The organism is Streptomyces sp. JHA26, from assembly GCF_002005565.1.
In the GTDB taxonomy this organism is placed as follows: Bacteria; Actinomycetota; Actinomycetes; order Streptomycetales; family Streptomycetaceae; genus Streptomyces.
Genome location: NZ_BDJC01000012.1, coordinates 62,466 through 80,877, shown reverse-complemented (window position 1 = coordinate 80,877; position 18,412 = coordinate 62,466). Strand labels below are relative to the sequence as shown.

The window sequence follows — 18,412 nt, the reverse complement described above, 5'->3', positions numbered from 1 at the left end:
CATGAAGAGGGGGACACCGTTTCCGGTGTCCCCCTCGGGGCGTGTCAGTCGCGGGCCGCGGTCAGGAACTCGGCGTGTTCCTGGAGTGAGCGGACTCCCACGTCGCCGCGGTTGAGGGCGTCGATGCCCTGGACCGCCGCGGCGAGCGCCTGGACCGTCGTCAGGCACGGCACGGACCGCGCCACGGCCGCCGTACGGATGTCGTAGCCGTCGAGGCGGCCGCCGGTGCCGTACGGGGTGTTGACGATGAGGTCGACCTCGCCGTCGTGGATGAGCTGGACGATGGTCTTCTCGCCGTTCGGGCCGGTGCCCTCGGACTGCTTGCGGACGACCGTGGCGTTGATGCCGTTGCGCCGCAGGACCTCGGCGGTGCCGGAGGTGGCGAGCAGCTCGAAGCCGTGGGCGACCAGCTCGCGCGCCGGGAAGATCATCGAGCGCTTGTCGCGGTTGGCGACCGAGATGAACGCCCGTCCCTTGGTCGGCAGCGGCCCGTACGCGCCCGCCTGCGACTTGGCGTACGCCGTGCCGAAGACGGAGTCGATGCCCATGACCTCGCCGGTGGAGCGCATCTCCGGGCCGAGCACCGTGTCGACGCCGCGCCCGTGGATGTCCCGGAAGCGGGACCACGGCATCACGGCCTCCTTGACGGAGATCGGCGCGTCCAGCGGCAGCTCGCCGCCGTCGCTCGTCGCGGGCAGCAGGCCCTCGGCGCGCAGTTCGGCGATGGTGGCGCCGAGCGAGATGCGGGCGGCGGCCTTGGCCAGCGGCACCGCGGTCGCCTTCGAGGTGAAGGGGACGGTGCGCGAGGCGCGCGGGTTGGCCTCCAGGACGTAGAGGATGTCCCCGGCCAGCGCGAACTGGATGTTGATCAGGCCGCGCACGCCGACGCCCTTGGCGATGCCCTCGGTGGAGGCGCGCAGCCGCTTGATGTCGAAGCCGCCGAGCGTGATCGGGGGCAGGGCGCACGCCGAGTCGCCGGAGTGGATGCCGGCCTCCTCGATGTGCTCCATGACGCCGCCGAGGTAGAGCTCCTCGCCGTCGTACAGGGCGTCGACGTCGATCTCGATCGCGTCGTCCAGGAACCGGTCGACCAGGACCGGGCGGGACGGGCTGATCTCGGTCGACTCGGCGATGTACGCCTCGAGGCGGGTCTCGTCGTAGACGATCTCCATGCCGCGTCCGCCGAGCACGTAGGACGGGCGGACGAGGACCGGGTAGCCGATCTCGTCGGCGATGGCCTTGGCCCCGGCGAAGGTGGTGGCGGTGCCGTGCTTGGGGGCGGGCAGTCCGGCCTGCGCCAGGACCTGGCCGAAGGCGCCGCGGTCCTCGGCGGCGTGGATGGCCTCCGGGGAGGTGCCGACGACCGGTACGCCGTTGTCCTTGAGCGCCTGCGCGAGGCCCAGCGGGGTCTGGCCGCCGAGCTGGACGATGACGCCCGCGATCGGGCCGGCCTGCCGCTCCGCGTGGACGATCTCCAGGACGTCCTCCAGGGTGAGCGGCTCGAAGTAGAGCCGGTCGGAGGTGTCGTAATCGGTGGAGACGGTCTCCGGGTTGCAGTTGACCATCACGGTCTCGTACCCGGCGTCGCTCAGCGCGAAGGAGGCGTGGACGCAGGAGTAGTCGAACTCGATGCCCTGGCCGATGCGGTTCGGGCCGGAGCCCAGGATGATCACCGCGGGCTTCTCGCGCGGCGCGACCTCGGTCTCCTCGTCGTAGGACGAGTAGAAGTACGGGGTCTTCGCGGCGAACTCGGCGGCGCAGGTGTCGACCGTCTTGTAGACCGGGCGGATGCCGAGCGCGTGCCGCACCTCGCGGACGACGTCCTCGCGCAGGCCGCGGATCTCACCGATCTGCTGGTCGGAGAACCCGTGCCGCTTGGCCTCGCCGAGCAGGTCGGCGGTCAGCTCGGGCGCCTCGGCGAGCTCGTCGGCGATCTCCTTGATGAGGAAGAGCTGGTCGACGAACCAGGGGTCGATCTTCGTGTGTGCGAAGACCTCCTCGGGCGTGGCGCCCGCGCGGATGGCCTGCATGACGGCGTTGATCCGGCCGTCGGTGGGCCGGACGGCCTCCTCCAGCAGCGCCTTCTTGTCGCCGGGCTCGCCGACGAAGGTGAACTGGCTGCCCTTCTTCTCCAGCGAGCGCAGTGCCTTCTGGAAGGCCTCGGTGAAGTTGCGGCCGATGGCCATGGCCTCGCCGACGGACTTCATGGTGGTCGTGAGGGTGGAGTCGGCGCTCGGGAACTTCTCGAAGGCGAAGCGCGGGGCCTTCACGACCACGTAGTCGAGCGTCGGCTCGAAGGAGGCCGGGGTCTCCTGCGTGATGTCGTTCGGGATCTCGTCCAGCGTGTAGCCGACGGCCAGCTTGGCGGCGATCTTCGCGATCGGGAATCCGGTCGCCTTGGAGGCGAGGGCGGACGAACGCGACACGCGCGGGTTCATCTCGATGACGATGACGCGGCCGTCGGCCGGGTTCACCGCGAACTGGATGTTGCAGCCGCCGGTGTCGACACCGACCTCGCGGATGATCGCGATGCCGACGTCGCGGAGGATCTGGTACTCGCGGTCGGTCAGCGTCATCGCGGGCGCGACGGTGATCGAGTCGCCCGTGTGCACGCCCATGGGGTCGAAGTTCTCGATGGAGCAGACGACCACGACGTTGTCGTTCTTGTCGCGCATCAGCTCCAGCTCGTACTCCTTCCAGCCGAGGATGGACTCCTCCAGGAGCACCTCGGTGGTCGGCGAGAGGGTGAGTCCCTGCCCGGCGATGCGGCGCAGCTCCTCCTCGTCGTGCGCGAAGCCGGAACCGGCGCCGCCCATGGTGAAGGAGGGACGGACGACGACCGGGTAGCCGCCGAGCGTCTCGACGCCGGCGAGGACGTCGTCCATGGAGTGGCAGATGACCGAGCGGGCGGACTCGCCGTGCCCGATCTTCCTGCGGACCTCCTCCACGACCTCCTTGAACAGGTCGCGGTCCTCGCCCTTGTGGATCGCCTCCACGTTGGCGCCGATCAGCTCGACGCCGTACTTCTCCAGGACACCGTTCTCGTGCAGCGAGATCGCGGTGTTGAGCGCCGTCTGGCCGCCCAGGGTGGGCAGCAGCGCGTCGGGCCGCTCCTTGGCGATGATCTTCTCGACGAACTCGGGGGTGATCGGCTCGACGTAGGTGGCGTCGGCGATCTCCGGGTCGGTCATGATCGTCGCCGGGTTGGAGTTCACCAGGACGACGCGCAGGCCCTCGGCCTTGAGCACGCGGCACGCCTGGGTGCCGGAGTAGTCGAACTCGGCGGCCTGACCGATGACGATCGGGCCGGAGCCGATGACCAGGACGGACTGGATATCGGTGCGCTTAGGCACGCTGGCCCTCCATCAGGGAGACGAAGCGGTCGAACAGGTAGGCGGCGTCGTGCGGACCGGCCGCCGCTTCGGGGTGGTACTGGACGCTGAAGGCCGGCTTGTCGAGGAGCTGGAGGCCCTCCACCACGTTGTCGTTGAGGCAGACGTGGGAGACCTCGGCGCGGCCGTAGGGGGTGTCGGAGACCTTGTCGAGCGGGGCGTCGACGGCGAAGCCGTGGTTGTGCGCGGTGACCTCGACCTTGCCGGTCGTACGGTCCTGCACCGGCTGGTTGATGCCGCGGTGGCCGTACTTCAGCTTGAAGGTGCCGAAGCCGAGGGCACGGCCCAGGATCTGGTTGCCGAAGCAGATGCCGAACAGCGGGGTGCCGCGCTCCAGGACGCCCTGCATGACCGAGACCGGGTGGTCGGCGGTGGACGGGTCGCCGGGGCCGTTGGAGAAGAACACGCCGTCCGGGTCGACGGCGTAGACGTCCTCGACGGTGGCCGTGGCGGGCAGGACGTGCACCTCGATGCCGCGCTCGGCCATGCGGTGCGGGGTCATGCCCTTGATGCCGAGGTCGACGGCGGCGACGGTGAACTTCTTCTCGCCGATCGCCGGGACGACGTACGGCTCGGTGGTGGCGACCTCGGCGGAGAGGTCGGCGCCGCTCATCTCGGGGGCCTGGCGGACCTCGGCGAGCATGGTGCCCTCGTCGGGCAGCGCGTTGCCGGAGAAGATGCCGACGCGCATCGCGCCGCGCTCCCGCAGGTGGCGGGTGAGGGCGCGGGTGTCGATGCCGGAGATGCCGACGACGCCCTGGGCGGCGAGCTCCTCGTCCAGCGTGCGCGTCGAGCGCCAGCTGGAGGGCACGCGGGCGGGGTCACGGACCACGTACCCGGAGACCCAGATCTTCTTGGACTCCATGTCCTCGTCGTTGACGCCCGTGTTCCCGACGTGCGGGGCGGTCATCACGACGACCTGGCGGTGGTACGACGGGTCGGTGAGGGTCTCCTGGTAGCCGGTCATGCCGGTGGAGAACACGGCTTCGCCGAAGGTCGCCCCCACGGCCCCGTAGGCGCGGCCGCGGAAGACCCGGCCGTCCTCCAGGACGAGTACGGCGGGAGTCCTGCGGGCTCCCCTGGTGGAGGTCGTCATCGTGCGCCTTCCGTTTCCGTCTTGTTGATCATGTCGTTCAGGGTGTCGACCCATTCGTTGTGCTCGGCCGCGTGGTCGGAGCGGAAACCGGAGTCGATCAGTTTGTCGCCGTGCGCCCAGGTGACGATCAGCAGACCGCCTTCCGTGAGCACCTTGCCGGCGATGCCTTTGTCCAGCCGGGCCCCGCGCAGCGCGGCGACGGGGACGAAGAAGTCGGTCGCGCCGGGGCGCACGACGTCCAGTCCCGCGTCCGTCAGCGTGAGCTCGGCCCGGCTCCGGGTGCCCAGGCCGTGCGCCACGATGCGGTCGAGCCACTGACCGGCGGTGGTGGAGCCGTGGTAGCGGCCCTCCATCGTCAGTCTCGCCGGGGCCGGCTCGTCCGGCACGGCAGGCAGGTCGGGCAGGTCGCCCTGGAGGGTGCCGCGCCACTTCCAGCCCTCGCGCATCAGCCAGTAGACGAGCGCGACGAACAGGCCGAGGCCGACGACCCAGCCGACGCGGGCGGCCCAGTCGGTCACTTCCGCCGATTCCTTCTCGGCGGCCAGCAGGATTACCGGTGCTACAGATGTCACGTGAGCTTCCCGTCGACGAGCGTGGCCTTGCCCCGCAGCCACGTGTGCGTCACACGGCCCGGCAGCTCACGCCCCTCGTACGGAGTGTTGCGACTGCGCGAGGCGAAGCCCGCGGGGTCCACCCGGCCACGGTATGCCGTGTCGACGAGGGTGAGGTTGGCGGGCTCACCAGCCGAGACGGGACGGCCGTGTCCGGTGGCCCGTCCGATCCGCGCGGGCTTGAAGGACATCCGGTCGGCGACGCCGGCCCAGTCCAGCAGGCCCGTGTCCACCATGGTCTCCTGGACCACCGACAGTGCGGTCTCCAGGCCGACCATGCCCATGGCGGCGGCGGCCCACTCGCAGTCCTTGTCCTCGTGCGGGTGCGGGGCGTGGTCGGTGGCGACGATGTCGATCGTGCCGTCCGCCAGCGCCTCGCGCAGGGCGTGCACGTCCCGCTCGGTGCGCAGCGGCGGGTTGACCTTGTACACCGGGTCGTACGACCGGACCAGCTCGTCGGTGAGGAGGAGGTGGTGCGGGGTGACCTCGGCGGTGACGTCGATGCCGCGGGACTTGGCCCAGCGGACGATCTCGACGCTGCCGGCGGTCGACAGGTGGCAGATGTGGACGCGGGAGCCGACGTGCTCGGCGAGCAGCACGTCCCGGGCGATGATCGACTCCTCGGCGACGGCGGGCCAGCCGCCGAGGCCCAGCTCGGCGGAGACGACGCCCTCGTTCATCTGGGCGCCCTCGGTGAGCCGGGGCTCCTGGGCGTGCTGGGCGACGACGCCGCCGAAGGCCTTCACGTACTCCAGGGCGCGGCGCATGATCACGGCGTCGTGGACGCACTTGCCGTCGTCGGAGAAGACGGTGACGCCGGCCGCGGACTCGTGCATGGCGCCCAGCTCGGCGAGCTTGGCGCCCTCCAGGCCGACGGTGACGGCGCCGATGGGCTGCACGTCGCAGTAGCCGGACTCCTGGCCGAGCCGCCAGACCTGCTCGACGACACCGGCGGTGTCGGCGACCGGGAAGGTGTTGGCCATGGCGAAGACGCTGGTGTAGCCGCCGCTCGCCGCCGCGCGGGTGCCGGTGAGGACGGTCTCGGAGTCCTCGCGGCCGGGTTCGCGCAGGTGGGTGTGCAGGTCGACCAGGCCGGGCAGCAGCACCTTGCCGCCGGCCTCGACGACCTCGGCGCCCTCGGCGCTCAGCCCCGTGCCCACCTCGGCGATGACGTCGCCGTCGATCAGCACGTCCTGCGGCTCGCCGCCGAGGACCTTCGCACCGCGGATCAGGGTCTTGCTCATCTTCTTACTTCTCCTCGGTGGTGCGGGCGTGGGTGACGGCGGGTTCGGCGCCGCCGAGCAGCAGGTAGAGGACGGCCATCCGGACGGAGACGCCGTTGGTGACCTGCTCGACGACGGTGCAGCGGTCGGAGTCGGCGACCTCGGCGGTGATCTCCATGCCGCGGACCATCGGGCCGGGGTGCATCACGATGGCGTGTTCGGGCATCTTCGCCATGCGGTCGCCGTCGAGGCCGTAGCGGCGGGAGTACTCGCGCTCGGTCGGGAAGAACGCGGCGTTCATGCGCTCGCGCTGCACGCGCAGCATCATCACCGCGTCGGACTTCGGCAGGGTGGAGTCGAGGTCGTAGGAGACCTCGCAGGGCCAGGTCTCGACGCCGACCGGCAGCAGGGTCGGCGGGGCGACGAGGGTGACCTCGGCGCCGAGGGTGTGCAGCAGGTCGACGTTGGAGCGGGCGACGCGGCTGTGCAGGACGTCGCCGACCAGGGTGATGCGGCGGCCGTCGAGGTCCTTGCCGAGGCCGGCGTCGCGGCCGACCAGGCGGCGGCGCATGGTGAAGGCGTCCAGCAGGGCCTGGGTGGGGTGCTGGTGGGTGCCGTCGCCGGCGTTGATGACGTGGGCGTCGATCCAGCCGGAGGTGGCCAGGCGGTACGGGGCGCCGGAGGCGCCGTGGCGGATGACGACGGCGTCGACGCCCATCGCCTCCAGGGTCTGGGCGGTGTCCTTGAGGGACTCGCCCTTGGAGACGCTGGAGCCCTTGGCGGTGAAGTTGATGACGTCCGCGGACAGCCGCTTCTCGGCGGCCTCGAAGGAGATCCGGGTCCGGGTGGAGTCCTCGAAGAAGAGGTTGACGACGGTCCGGCCGCGCAGGGTCGGCAGTTTCTTGATCGGCCGGTCCGCGACCCGGGCCATCTCCTCGGCGGTGTCGAGGATCAGGACGGCGTCGTCGCGGGTGAGGTCGGCGGCCGAGATGAGATGACGCTGCATCTGTCAGGCTCCGTAAGGCGATTCATGCGGAAGAGCGGGATAATTCGGGCGCCCGGGCGCGTGCGGGGGCACACCGAGCGGGCGTACGGCACCGGTGGGGGCGTACGCCGACGGCTACGGGTGGGCGCCCGGGGTGTCCGGCTTGGCACCGAGCAGCACGGTGTCGCGACCGTCCTCCTCGGCGAGCTGGACCTTGACCGTCTCCCGCAGCGACGTGGGGAGGTTCTTGCCGACGTAGTCGGCCCGGATGGGCAGTTCGCGGTGGCCGCGGTCGACGAGGACCGCGAGCTGCACCGCGCGCGGGCGGCCGATGTCGTTCAGGGCGTCCAGGGCGGCGCGGATGGTGCGGCCGGAGAAGAGGACGTCGTCGACGAGGACGACCAGACGTCCGTCGATGCCGTCACCGGGGATCTCGGTGCGGGCCAGCGCGCGCGGGGGCTGCATGCGCAGGTCGTCGCGGTACATGGTGATGTCGAGCGAGCCGACCGGCATCGTGCGCTCGGTGATCTGCTCCAGCTTGTCGGCGAGCCGCCGGGCGAGGAAGACGCCCCGGGTCGGGATGCCGAGGAGCACCACGTCGTCGGCGCCCTTGGCGCGTTCGACGATCTCGTGGGCGATGCGGGTCAGCACCCGCGCGATGTCGGGGCCCTCGAGCACGGGCCGCGCGTCGGACTGCGCGTCCTGCCGCCTGCTGTCCTGCTTGTCCATACGAAACGGACCTCCTTCTCCGCCTCACGGGACGGACCTTAAAGGACGTCGGATTTGCGCCACCTACGGTATCAGGCTCACGGGACCGCCCCGATCGCGCCCCCGACACTCCCCCGTCACTCCCGTGCCGCGCCCGCGCCACCCGTTCGCAGCAACGGACCGCGAGTACCACGGAAGAGTCGGTGCGGACCATTCGGCTTGACGCAGGAGAGTAACGCTGCGTAACCTCACAGTGAGTTACCAGCCGCGCGGCAGACAACACAGCCGGCCGCGTCGACACCTTGTCCGGGGAGCCATATGTCCAGCGAATACGCCAAACAGCTCGGGGCCAAGCTCCGGGCCATCCGCACCCAGCAGGGCCTTTCCCTCCACGGTGTCGAGGAGAAGTCCCAGGGCCGCTGGAAGGCGGTCGTGGTCGGGTCGTACGAGCGCGGTGACCGTGCCGTGACCGTGCAGCGCCTCGCCGAGCTGGCGGACTTCTACGGCGTCCCCGTGCAGGAGCTGCTGCCCGGCACCACCCCCGGTGGCGCCGCCGAGCCGCCGCCGAAGCTGGTCCTGGACCTGGAGCGGCTGGCCACGGTGCCGGCCGAGAAGGCGGGTCCGCTGCAGCGGTACGCGGCCACGATCCAGTCGCAGCGCGGTGACTACAACGGCAAGGTGCTCTCGATCCGGCAGGACGACCTGCGCACACTCGCCGTCATCTACGACCAGTCGCCCTCGGTCCTCACCGAGCAGCTGATCAGCTGGGGCGTCCTGGACGCGGACGCGCGCCGCGCGGTGGCGTCCCACGAGGACGCCTGAGCGCGGCCCGCGCTCCAGCGAGGACAGCAGAAACGTGCCGCCGGGGTGGCCGGAAGCCTGAGGGCTTCCGGCCACCCCGGCGGCGTGTGCGACGACGGCCGGAGGGCCGGGGAGCACGCACGGACGCCGGAGGGCCTGCGGCAACCGTTCTCGGTTGCCGCAGGCCCTCCGGCGTCTGTGTCCGTCTCCGTCAGGCCTCGTCGCGGCGCAGCGAAGGCTTCAGTTCCTTCAGCCGGCCGAGCAGACCGTTGACGAACGCCGGCGACTCGTCCGTGGAGAACTCCTTCGCGAGCTGCACCATCTCGTCGAGGACGACGGCGTCCGGGGTCGCGTCGACCCAGATCAGCTCGTACGCGCCGAGGCGCAGGATGTTGCGGTCGACGACCGGCATGCGGTCGAGCGTCCAGCCGACCGAGTACTGGGCGATGAGCTCGTCGATGCGCTCGGCGCGCTCGGCGTAGCCCTCGACCAGCTCCATCGTGTACTCGCTCACCGGCGGCTGCCGGGTGTCGGACCGGGAGTGCCGGACCCAGTCGGCGAGGACCGTCAGGACGTCCGCGCCGCGCTGATCGCCCTCGAAGAGGATCTGGAAGGCGCGCTTGCGGGCCGTGTTGCGGGCAGCCACGGTTAGCTGTTCACCCGGCCGAGGTAGTCGCTCGTGCGGGTGTCGACCTTGATCTTCTCACCGGTGGTGATGAAGAGCGGGACCTGGATCTGGTGGCCGGTCTCCAGCGTGGCCGGCTTGGTGCCGCCGGTGGAGCGGTCACCCTGGACGCCCGGCTCCGTCTCCTGGACGGTCAGCTCGACGGCGGCGGGCAGCTCGACGAAGAGCACCTCGCCCTCGTGCTGCGCGACGGTGGCGGTGAAGCCCTCGACCAGGAAGTTGGCGGCGTCGGCGACCGTCTTGCGGTCGACCATCAGCTGGTCGTACGTCTCCATGTCCATGAAGACGAAGTAGTCGCCGTCCATGTACGAGAACTGCATGTCGCGCTTGTCGACAGTGGCCGTCTCGACCTTGACGCCGGCGTTGAAGGTCTTGTCGACGACCTTGCCGGAGAGCACGTTCTTGAGCTTGGTGCGCACGAAGGCGGGGCCCTTGCCGGGCTTGACGTGCTGGAACTCGACGACGGACCAGAGCTGGCCGCCTTCGAGCTTGAGCACCAGGCCGTTCTTGAGGTCGTTCGTGGAAGCCACGGTTGCGGAATCTCCTGGACTGACGTGGACGACCCCGGGGCGTGCGCCCAGCGCGAGGCTAGAGCGCGAGCAGCTCCTTGGTCGTGATGGTGAGTAGCTCGGGTCCGCCGTCCGCCTCGGGGCGCACGACGAGCGTGTCATCGATCCGGACACCGCCCCGGCCCGGGAGGTGGACCCCCGGTTCGACGGTGACCGGCACACAAGCGTCCAGTTTACCCATGGCCGCCGGACCCAACTGCGGGTCCTCGTCGATTTCGAGTCCCACACCGTGACCCGTGAGTGCCGGAAGGTTCTCCGCGTACCCGGCGGAGTCCAGTGCCTGGCGGGCCGCGCGGTCCACATCACGGCAGGCGGCGCCGGGTACGAGGGCCTCCCGGCCGGCCCGCTGAGCGGAGAAGACGAGGTCGTACAGCTCGATCTGCCAGTCCGCCGGCGAGGTGCCGATGACGAACGTACGGCCGATCTCGCAGCGGTAGCCGCGGTACGTCGCGCCCAGGCACACGGAGAGGAAGTCGCCCTCCTCCACGCGCCGGTCGGTGGGCCGGTGCCCGCGGCGCCCGGAGTTCGGGCCCGTGCCGACGGAGGTGGGGAAGGCGGGGCCGTCGGCGCCGTGGTCGACCAGGCGGCGTTCCAGCTCCAGGGCGAGGTGCCGTTCGGTGCGGCCGACGAGGATGGACTCCAGGAGCTCGCCGAGGGCCTGGTCGGCGATCTCGGCGCCGATCCGCAGGCAGGAGATCTCCTCCTCGTCCTTGACCACCCGGAGCTGCTCGACCGCCTGGCCGAGGTCCGTCAGGCGCAGCCGGGGCGCGACCGAGCGCATGGCGCGGTGCCGGGCGACGGTGAGGTGGTGGTCCTCGGTGGCGAGGGACTCGGCGCCCTGGGCCGCGGCGAGGCCGGCGGCGGCGACGGCGGGGTCACCGCCGGGGCCGGACAGGGGGCGCAGCGGCAGTGCCTCGTCGGGTCTGCCCTCCGTGGGCCGCTCGTCCGGCGGGCCGGAGCACACCAGGAGATCCTCGGTCTTGCCCAGCAGCAGCACGGCGCCGTGCGGGGCGGCGCCCGCGAGATAGCGCACGTTGGCGGGCCGGGAGACGAGCGCCGCCGCGCTGCCGCCCGCGTTGCAGCGTTCTCGTAGGCGCGTCCGGCGGGCCGCGTACACCTCTGACATGACCCGAGCGTATGACCCCGCCGGTGGGTGCGCCGCTCGGGTGGGCCGAGTGGGCGGGGCCGGGGGACGCGGGTGCGCCGACGAGGGCTTGCTCGTCGGCGTGTGGCGTCCGACCGGCCGGGCGGGGCCGGGCGCGCGGTTCCCCGCGCCCCTTCGAAGCGCTCCCTCACCGGCGCTCACCAGGCCGGGGGGCTCGCTATCGAGCGGGACAGGACCTCGTTCAGGACCTGGGCCGTCTCCGGGACGTCGAGCTGGGAGTTGTCGATGATCGGGAGGCCCGAGCCGTACCAGCCGGCCATGCGGCCGTGGATGCGGGCGACCTCCTCGTCGGTGAGCCGCCGGTTGCCGCTGCGCTCGGCGTTGCGCTCCAGGACGACGTCCAGTCCGGGCAGGAGGACGACCGGGAGCAGGCCGGGGCCGACGTGCCGCTTCCAGCCGCCGAGCCCGACGACCGGACGGTCGGGGAAGACGGCGTCGTCGAGGATGCACGAGATGCCGTTGGCGAGGAAGTTGCGCGCGGAGAAGCCGCAGGTGCGGCGGGCGAGGCGGTACTGGGCCTCGGAGTTCTCGTTCCACCCGGACTGGGGGTCGGCGAAGCCCGAGCGGACCCATTCGCGCACGTCGTCGAGGCTGATGTGGGCGGTGGGGACCCTGCGGTGGTCCGCCCAGTACTTGGCGACGCTGGTCTTGCCCGCGCCGGCGGGGCCGATGAGCAGCACCGCGAGGGTGGTGGTGGCCGGGTCGGGCACGGCGGCCGTGGCGGGCGGCGTGCCCGGCGCGGCGACGGGACCGCCGGGGGGCAGCGGAACGTGTCCGGTGGTGTCCGGCGCGGGTGGCGGTGCCGGGACCTGGTGCGGGGCCCCGGGGTGCGGGGCCTGTGCGGGGTGCCCCGGTGCCACCGGCGGGGGCACGGGGGCGGGGCCCTGGGGCGGGCCCGGGTGGTGTGCGGCCGGGGACCAGCCGACGGCCGGTCCGTGCCCCGGCTGAGGGGGCGGCGGCAGCGGAGAACCCACTGCGTGCTGCATCCGGTGCCACTCCGTCTCGTACAGGCGATGGGCGCTGACAGCGGGAGGGGTACCCGCTGTTCCCCACAGCCTAAAGGGCGTGGGAGGGGGCCCACCCGGACGGTACCGTCCCCGGCCGTCCTCGGGTGAACGGCCGGGGGCGGTCCGACGTGCCCGCCCCGCGCGGCGCACCGGACGGAAGGTGCGTCGGGGGACCTACTCGCCCACCTCGCCGTAGGCGGCGAGGAGGACGGCCGGGTCGGGGCCCTCCAGGACGGTGGGCTTGGCCAGGCCGTCCAGGACGATGAAGCGCAGCAGGTCGCCGCGGGACTTCTTGTCGACCTTCATGTTCTCCACCAGCTTGGGCCACTGGTCGTAGCGGTAGTGGAGCGGCAGGCCGACCGCTTCGAGGATGCTGCGGTGGCGGTCGGCGGTGGCGTCGTCCAGCCGGCCCGCGAGGCGGCCCAGTTCGGCGGCGAAGTGCATGCCGACGGAGACGGCGGCGCCGTGGCGCCACTTGTAGCGCTCGTTCTTCTCGATGGCGTGGCCCAGGGTGTGACCGTAGTTCAGGATCTCCCGCAGGCCCGCCTCCTTGAGGTCGGACGAGACGACCTCGGCCTTGACCTTGATGGAGCGCACGATCAGCTCGGCGGTGTGCGGTCCGGCCGGGGTGCGCGCGGCCTGGGGATCGGACTCGATCAGGTCGAGGATCACCGGGTCGGCGATGAAGCCGGCCTTGATGACCTCGGCGAGGCCCGAGACGTAGTCGTTGACCGGGAGGGAGTCCAGGGCGGCCAGGTCGCACAGGACGCCGGCCGGCGGGTGGAAGGCGCCGACGAGGTTCTTGCCCTCGGCGGTGTTGATGCCGGTCTTGCCGCCGACGGCCGCGTCGACCATGGCCAGCACGGTGGTCGGGACGGCGATCCAGCGCACGCCGCGCAGCCAGGTCGCGGCCACGAAACCGGCGAGGTCGGTGCTGGCGCCGCCGCCGACGCCGACGATGACGTCGGTGCGGGTGAACCCGGACTGGCCGAGCGCCTTCCAGCAGTAGGCGGCGACCTCGGCGGTCTTGGCCTCCTCGGCGTTGGGCACCTGGACGGCGATCACGTCGTAGCCCTGCTCGGCGAGGTCGGCACGCAGCGCGTCGCCGGTCTCGGCGAGCGCCTCGGGGTGGATCACCGCGACCCGCTTGGCCCTGGTGCCGATCAGCCCGGCCAGCTCACCCAGGAGCTGACGGCCCACCAGGACCTCGTACGGGTCGGACCCCGCGGTCCCGCCGACCTGGATCCGGGTGACTTCCTCGCTCATGCTTCTTTCAACTCCAGTGCGTCCAGGGCCGCTTGCGTGACTTCTTCGGGCGTGCGTCCGTCGGTGGCGACGACGACCGCGGCGACCTCCTCGTAGAGGTGGCGGCGGGCCTCCATCAGCTCGCGCCACTGCTTGCGCGGGTTGACCGCCAGTAGGGGGCGCGCGGCGTTCAGGCCGGTGCGCTTGACCGCCTCCTCGACGTCCATCGACAGGTAGACGACGCGTCGGCCGGCGAGCAGGGCGCGGGTGTCCGCGTCGAGGATCGCGCCGCCGCCGAGGGCGAGGACGCCGTCGTGCTCGGCGAGGGCCGTCTCCACGGCCTGCTTCTCCAGGGCGCGGAAGGCCGGCTCGCCCTCGTCCACGAAGATCTCGGCGATGGTCCGCCCCTGCGCGGAGACGATGTCCTCGTCGGTGTCCCGGTACGCGGTGCCGAGGCGCTCGGCGAGCAGTTGCCCGACCGTGGACTTGCCGACGCCCATCGGCCCGACCAGGACGATCAGCGGGGTGCTCATCGGATGGCCAGGTGGTCGAGGTACGAGGTGACGTTGCGGCGGGTCTCGGTGACGCTGTCGCCGCCGAACTTCTCCGCCACCGCGTCCGCGAGGACCAGGGCGACCATGGCCTCGGCGACGATGCCGGCCGCCGGGACCGCGGAGACGTCGGAGCGCTGGTGGTGGGCCTGCGCGGCCTCGCCGGTGGTCACGTCCACGGTCTTCAGGGCGCGCGGCACGGTCGCGATCGGCTTCATCGCGGCGCGCACCCGCAGCAGCTCACCGGTGGACAGGCCGCCCTCGGTGCCGCCGGCGCGTCCGGAGACGCGGCGGATGCCCTCGGGCGTGCCGACGATCTCGTCGTGCGCCTTGGAGCCGGGCACCCGGGCCAGCTCGAAGCCGTCGCCGACCTCGACGCCCTTGATGGCCTGGATGCCCATCAGGGCACCGGCCAGCCGGGCGTCCAGCCTGCGGTCCCAGTGCACGTGCGAGCCGAGGCCGACCGGGACGCCGTACGCCAGCACCTCGACGACGCCGCCGAGCGTGTCGCCGTCCTTGTGGGCCTGGTCGACCTCCGCGACCATCGCCTTGGAGGTGTCCGCGTCCAGGCAGCGCAGCGGGTCGGCGTCCAGCCTCTCGACGTCCGCCGGGGTGGGGTACACGCCCTGCGGGGCCTTCACGGAGCACAGCTCGGTGACGTGGCTGACGATCTCGATGCCGGCCGTCTCCTTCAGGTACGACCGCGCCACGGCGCCCAGGGCCACCCGGGCGGCCGTCTCGCGCGCGGAGGCGCGCTCCAGGACCGGCCGGGCCTCGTCGAAGCCGTACTTCTGCATGCCCGCGAGGTCGGCGTGGCCGGGGCGGGGGCGGGTCAGCGGGGCGTTGCGGGCCAGGCCCGCGAGCACCTCGGGGTCGACCGGGTCGGCCGCCATGACCTGCTCCCACTTGGGCCACTCGGTGTTGCCCACCATGATCGCGACCGGGGAGCCCATGGTGAGGCCGTGCCGGACGCCACCGAGGAAGGTGACCTCGTCCCGCTCGAACTTCATCCGCGCACCGCGACCGTAACCGAGCCGCCGCCGCGCCAGGTGGTCCGCCACCATGTCCGTGGTGATCGGCACGCCGGCGGGCAGACCCTCCAGCGTCGCGACGAGTGCGGGACCGTGGGACTCCCCCGCGGTCAGCCAGCGCAACCTGCTCAACGGTGCTCCTCAGTGCTCGCGCCCGGTACTCCCCTGCGTACACGTCTCCTCGCGTACGGCGACGGCGCGACCGGGTGCGCGGAGCCGGCCCGCCACCTCCGATCCTCCCACGTCCGGCCGCCACGTCCGGCCGCCGGTCCACCTGGCGGACGGGCGGACTCAGGCGGAGCCGTCGCCCTGACGCCGCCCGGGCGCGTAGGGACCGAGGAAATCGGCGCCGCTCTGCTGCGGCCGGGGCGGGACCTGGGCCGGGGCGTAGGGGCCCAGGTAATCGGCGCCGCGGCCCTGCCGGCCGTACTGTGGCGCCGCCGCGCCCGGCGCACCGCCGCGTGCCGCGCGCCGGGCGCCGATGCGGCGCACCAGCTTGACCACCCAGGACGCGACCAGGGCCAGCAGAACCAGGGCGATCACCGTGATCTGCAGCCAGTCGGGCAGGAAGCCGAGCACGGCCCCGAACATCTCGCTCTTGGCGGACGCCAGAGGCACGCCTGTGGACATGGATCGCTTCCCCCTCTCGGTCCCGCCCCCTGCGGAACCGGACGGATCCTAGCGCTCCGCGAGGGCGCGCTCGCCCGCTTTCCGCATGGCGGCCAGCGGGGCGGGGGCGCGGCCCGTCATCTGCTCGACCTGGAGCACCGCCTGGTGCAGCAGCAGGTCGAGGCCGCTGACGACGGCACCGCCGGACGCCGACCAGCGGGCCGCGAGGGCGGTCGGCCAGGGGTCGTACAGCACGTCGAAGAGGGTGCCGGGCATCTCGGGCACGGCGGAGGCCAGCGCGTCGGTGGTGCCGGCCGGTGTGGTGGCCACGACCAGCGGGGCGTGCAGCGCCTGCTCGGCGCGCGCCCAGTCGGCGATGCGCACGTCGACGTCCAGCCGCTCGGCCCAGCCCCGCATCTCGGCGGCGCGTGTCTCGCTGCGCACGTACACGGTGACCTCGCCCGTGCAGACCCGGGCCAGCGCGGCCAGCGCGGAGGAGGCGGTGGCGCCGGCGCCGAGGACCGCGGCGGTGTCGGCCTTCTCGATGCCGTGCTCGCGCAGGGCGGCGACCATGCCGGGGATGTCGGTGTTGTCGCCCGTCCTGCGGCCGTCCCCGGTGAGGACGACGGTGTTCACCGCGTCCACCGAGGCGGCCGTCTCGCTGATCTCGTCGAGCAGCGGGATCACCGCCCGCTTGAGCGGCATGGTCAGCGACAGTCCCGCCCATTCCGGGCCGAGCTTCTCGAGGAAGCCCGGCAGCGCCTCCTCGTCGACGTCGAAGCGGTCGTACGTCCAGCCCTCCAGCCCCAGCTCCGCGTAGGCGGTGCGGTGCAGCACCGGGGAGAGGGAGTGGGCGATCGGGGAACCGAGTACGGCGGCCCGTCGCGCCCCGGCCCTAACTGGCATTGAATTTGTCCTTCAGCCTCAGGAACTCGTCGTGCGTCTTCGCGAACTCGGTCTTGCTCTTGCCGTCGGTGGCCACGAAGTAGAGCCAGCCGTCGTCCGTGGGGTTCACCGACGCCTGGAGCGCCTCGTCGCCGGGGTTGCTGATGGGGCCGGGAGGCAGGCCCCTGTTGGTGTAGGTGTTGTACGGGTCCGGGTTGGTGTTGATCTCGGACTCGCTGATGTGGATGTTGCTCTGACCCATCAGGTAGTTGAAGGACGAGTCGAACTGCAGCTTCTGGTTGGTCTCGGTGTTGGTCGGCTCGAGCCGGTTGTAGATGACCTCGGCCATCTTGCGGAAGTCCTCGGGGGTCTTGCCCTCGGCCTGCACCAGACTCGCGACGGTGAGCAGCTGCCACGGCCCTTCGAGACCGACCTCCTCGGCCTTCTGTTCGAGGCCGATCTTCTGGTAGTGCTCGTTGGCCCGCGCCACCATCTGCCTGAGCACGTCCTCGGGCTTCTGGCCCTTGGCCACCGAGTAGCTGGACGGGTAGAGGAACCCTTCCAGGGGGTCCTTGACCTTGGCGTGGTTCTTCGCCCACTCCGGCAGGCCGAGGTTCTTCCACTGCGCCTTGGCGACCTTGGCGGTGGAACCCTCGGCGAGGCCGAGGCGCCCGTCGATCTCCTTGTACACCCTGGCGTTGCGCCACCCCTCGGCGATGATCAGGCTGCTGCGGCTCTTGGGGTCGAGCAGCATCTCGACCGCGCTCGCGGCCGACATCTCCTTCTGCAGCGTGTACACGCCGTCCTGGATGCTCTTGCCGTTGGGATTGCTCTGCTGGGCGCTGATGAAGGCGTCGACGCTCTTCACCACGCCCTTGCGCTTGAGCTCCTGGCCGATCGTCGCGCCGCCCGCGCCCTTGGGGATGGTGACGGTCACCTTCTCGCCGTTGCCGTCGCCCTCGTAGTCCGGGGCCGCGCCGAAACGATCCTGGTAGAACTGCAGGCCGAAGTAGCCGACGCCCGCCACACCGCCGCCGAGCACCAGGCAGACCACGAGACAGGCCAGACCGCTGCGGCCCTTCTTGGACTTGCCGCCCCGGCCCCTGCGCTCCCCGCGGCCGCCGTCGCCGTCGCCGTCGGATCCGTCGGCGTCGCCGCCCGCGGAGGAGGCGTCCTCGTCCTCGTCGGTGTCGGGTCCGGTGCTCCGCGGTTCGGGTCCGGTGCGCCGGCGGCCGGGCGGCTCCGGCGGCGGATACGCCTCCGGGGTGCCGTAGAAGTCGGGCTGCTCCTCGCCGTAGACGGCGCTCTGCTGACCGTAGGGGTCCGACGGGTCGCCCGGGTACTGCGCGTGGGGGTGATCGCCGGTCTCCCAGCCGCCGTTGTCGTAGCCCTGGGGCTGCTGGGGCTGCTGGGGCTGCTCCTGGGCGGCGTACTGCTGGTCGTACTGCTGGTCGTACTGCTGCTGACCGTACTGGTCGTACCGGGGCTCGGCCGGTTGCCGACCGTAAAGGTCGTACTGCGGCTCGGGGAGCTGCTGACCGTACTGGTCGTGCTGCTGACCGTACTGGCCGTACTGGTCGTGCTGCTGCTGACCGTACGCGCCCTGGCCGCCGTCACCACCCCAGTCGCCGTACTGCGTCTGCTGCGGCTCCTGCGGGTAGTGCTGCGGCTGGCCGCCGTAGGGGGCCTGCCGACCCGCCTGGGCCTGCTGCCCGCCCCATCCGCCGTCCCCGTACAACGGGTCCTCCGGATGCCACGGTTCGGAGCCTGGGCCCCGGCCATACTCAGTCATCGATCCCCTAGAGCCGCGAGGCGGCGGTCCACGCGACCTGTCGTGGGGGCCGGCTTC

At 71.7% G+C, this 18,412-nt stretch carries 17 protein-coding genes; 1 reads left to right on the top strand and 16 read right to left on the bottom strand.

What is annotated here, in order from left to right:
• Positions 1-44: 44 nt before the first annotated feature.
• The 6 genes from carB to pyrR form a co-directional block, all read right to left on the bottom strand.
• The gene (carB, locus tag JHAT_RS10290) at positions 45-3,353 is read right to left on the bottom strand and encodes a carbamoyl-phosphate synthase large subunit (protein ID WP_077797776.1); all 3,309 of its coding nucleotides are present in this window, start codon (positions 3,351-3,353) and stop codon (positions 45-47) included.
• Positions 3,346-4,488 carry a glutamine-hydrolyzing carbamoyl-phosphate synthase small subunit gene (gene carA / locus JHAT_RS10285; protein ID WP_077797775.1) on the bottom strand — a complete coding sequence of 381 codons (1,143 nt, stop codon included), beginning with the start codon at positions 4,486-4,488 and terminating at the stop codon, positions 3,346-3,348. Before carA ends, carB begins: the two co-directional genes overlap by 8 nt.
• The gene (locus JHAT_RS10280; protein ID WP_077797774.1) at positions 4,485-5,060 is read right to left on the bottom strand and encodes a hypothetical protein; all 576 of its coding nucleotides are present in this window, start codon (positions 5,058-5,060) and stop codon (positions 4,485-4,487) included. Before JHAT_RS10280 ends, carA begins: the two co-directional genes overlap by 4 nt.
• Positions 5,057-6,343 (bottom strand): dihydroorotase, encoded by a 1,287-nt coding sequence (locus JHAT_RS10275; RefSeq protein WP_077797773.1) that lies wholly within the window; start codon positions 6,341-6,343, stop codon positions 5,057-5,059. Before JHAT_RS10275 ends, JHAT_RS10280 begins: the two co-directional genes overlap by 4 nt.
• 4 nt (positions 6,344-6,347) lie before the next feature.
• Complete coding sequence (locus JHAT_RS10270; protein ID WP_077797772.1) at positions 6,348-7,328, bottom strand: aspartate carbamoyltransferase catalytic subunit; 981 nt, start codon at positions 7,326-7,328, stop codon at positions 6,348-6,350.
• Positions 7,329-7,442: 114 nt separating this feature from the next.
• A complete protein-coding gene (pyrR, locus tag JHAT_RS10265) occupies positions 7,443-8,036 on the bottom strand; it encodes a bifunctional pyr operon transcriptional regulator/uracil phosphoribosyltransferase PyrR (protein WP_077797771.1) in 594 nt (197 codons plus the stop codon).
• Between the two features lie 297 nt (positions 8,037-8,333).
• On the opposite strand from pyrR, the gene bldD reads away from it, so the two are divergent.
• Entirely contained in the window at positions 8,334-8,837 is a 504-nt protein-coding gene (bldD, locus tag JHAT_RS10260; protein ID WP_006131213.1) for a transcriptional regulator BldD, read from the top strand.
• 190 nt (positions 8,838-9,027) lie between these two features.
• On the opposite strand, the gene nusB is transcribed toward bldD, so the two are convergent.
• The 10 genes from nusB to mltG form a co-directional block, all read right to left on the bottom strand.
• On the bottom strand, positions 9,028-9,462 hold the full coding sequence (gene nusB, locus JHAT_RS10255; protein WP_077797770.1) for a transcription antitermination factor NusB: 435 nt from the start codon (positions 9,460-9,462) through the stop codon (positions 9,028-9,030).
• Positions 9,463-9,464: 2 nt separating this feature from the next.
• Positions 9,465-10,031 carry an elongation factor P gene (gene efp / locus JHAT_RS10250; RefSeq protein ID WP_077797769.1) on the bottom strand — a complete coding sequence of 189 codons (567 nt, stop codon included), beginning with the start codon at positions 10,029-10,031 and terminating at the stop codon, positions 9,465-9,467.
• Positions 10,032-10,089: 58 nt separating this feature from the next.
• Positions 10,090-11,196 carry an aminopeptidase P family protein gene (locus tag JHAT_RS10245; RefSeq protein ID WP_077797768.1) on the bottom strand — a complete coding sequence of 369 codons (1,107 nt, stop codon included), beginning with the start codon at positions 11,194-11,196 and terminating at the stop codon, positions 10,090-10,092.
• 176 nt (positions 11,197-11,372) lie between these two features.
• Positions 11,373-12,221 carry a Pro-rich N-terminal domain-containing protein gene (locus JHAT_RS10240; RefSeq protein ID WP_077797767.1) on the bottom strand — a complete coding sequence of 283 codons (849 nt, stop codon included), beginning with the start codon at positions 12,219-12,221 and terminating at the stop codon, positions 11,373-11,375.
• A 195-nt stretch (positions 12,222-12,416) separates the two neighbouring features.
• On the bottom strand, positions 12,417-13,508 hold the full coding sequence (aroB, locus tag JHAT_RS10235) for a 3-dehydroquinate synthase (RefSeq protein WP_077797766.1): 1,092 nt from the start codon (positions 13,506-13,508) through the stop codon (positions 12,417-12,419).
• On the bottom strand, positions 13,505-14,020 hold the full coding sequence (locus JHAT_RS10230) for a shikimate kinase (RefSeq protein ID WP_077797765.1): 516 nt from the start codon (positions 14,018-14,020) through the stop codon (positions 13,505-13,507). The genes aroB and JHAT_RS10230 overlap by 4 nt, the downstream gene beginning before the upstream one ends.
• The gene (aroC, locus tag JHAT_RS10225; protein ID WP_077797764.1) at positions 14,017-15,201 is read right to left on the bottom strand and encodes a chorismate synthase; all 1,185 of its coding nucleotides are present in this window, start codon (positions 15,199-15,201) and stop codon (positions 14,017-14,019) included. Before aroC ends, JHAT_RS10230 begins: the two co-directional genes overlap by 4 nt.
• 159 nt (positions 15,202-15,360) lie before the next feature.
• Positions 15,361-15,699, bottom strand: a complete 339-nt coding sequence (locus tag JHAT_RS10220) for a hypothetical protein (protein ID WP_077797763.1) — start codon at positions 15,697-15,699, stop codon at positions 15,361-15,363.
• A gap of 48 nt (positions 15,700-15,747) precedes the next feature.
• Positions 15,748-16,584 carry a shikimate dehydrogenase gene (locus JHAT_RS10215; protein WP_077797762.1) on the bottom strand — a complete coding sequence of 279 codons (837 nt, stop codon included), beginning with the start codon at positions 16,582-16,584 and terminating at the stop codon, positions 15,748-15,750.
• Positions 16,574-18,355, bottom strand: a complete 1,782-nt coding sequence (gene mltG, locus JHAT_RS10210) for an endolytic transglycosylase MltG (RefSeq protein ID WP_077797761.1) — start codon at positions 18,353-18,355, stop codon at positions 16,574-16,576. The genes JHAT_RS10215 and mltG overlap by 11 nt, the downstream gene beginning before the upstream one ends.
• Positions 18,356-18,412: the final 57 nt, after the last annotated feature.

Excerpts from the sequence above, each read along its gene's own strand:
- JHAT_RS10245 (WP_077797768.1), bottom strand. The coding sequence starts at position 11,196 with ATGTCAGAGGTGTACGCGGCCCGCCGGACGCGCCTACGAGAACGCTGC.
- pyrR (WP_077797771.1), bottom strand. The coding sequence starts at position 8,036 with ATGGACAAGCAGGACAGCAGGCGGCAGGACGCGCAGTCCGACGCGCGG.
- JHAT_RS10240 (WP_077797767.1), bottom strand. The coding sequence starts at position 12,221 with ATGCAGCACGCAGTGGGTTCTCCGCTGCCGCCGCCCCCTCAGCCGGGG.
- JHAT_RS10230 (WP_077797765.1), bottom strand. The coding sequence starts at position 14,020 with ATGAGCACCCCGCTGATCGTCCTGGTCGGGCCGATGGGCGTCGGCAAG.
- mltG (WP_077797761.1), bottom strand. The coding sequence starts at position 18,355 with ATGACTGAGTATGGCCGGGGCCCAGGCTCCGAACCGTGGCATCCGGAG.
- carA (WP_077797775.1), bottom strand. The coding sequence starts at position 4,488 with ATGACGACCTCCACCAGGGGAGCCCGCAGGACTCCCGCCGTACTCGTC.
- bldD (WP_006131213.1), top strand. The coding sequence starts at position 8,334 with ATGTCCAGCGAATACGCCAAACAGCTCGGGGCCAAGCTCCGGGCCATC.
- JHAT_RS10270 (WP_077797772.1), bottom strand. The coding sequence starts at position 7,328 with ATGCAGCGTCATCTCATCTCGGCCGCCGACCTCACCCGCGACGACGCC.
- JHAT_RS10215 (WP_077797762.1), bottom strand. The coding sequence starts at position 16,584 with ATGCCAGTTAGGGCCGGGGCGCGACGGGCCGCCGTACTCGGTTCCCCG.
- JHAT_RS10275 (WP_077797773.1), bottom strand. The coding sequence starts at position 6,343 with ATGAGCAAGACCCTGATCCGCGGTGCGAAGGTCCTCGGCGGCGAGCCG.
- aroB (WP_077797766.1), bottom strand. The coding sequence starts at position 13,508 with ATGAGCGAGGAAGTCACCCGGATCCAGGTCGGCGGGACCGCGGGGTCC.
- JHAT_RS10220 (WP_077797763.1), bottom strand. The coding sequence starts at position 15,699 with ATGTCCACAGGCGTGCCTCTGGCGTCCGCCAAGAGCGAGATGTTCGGG.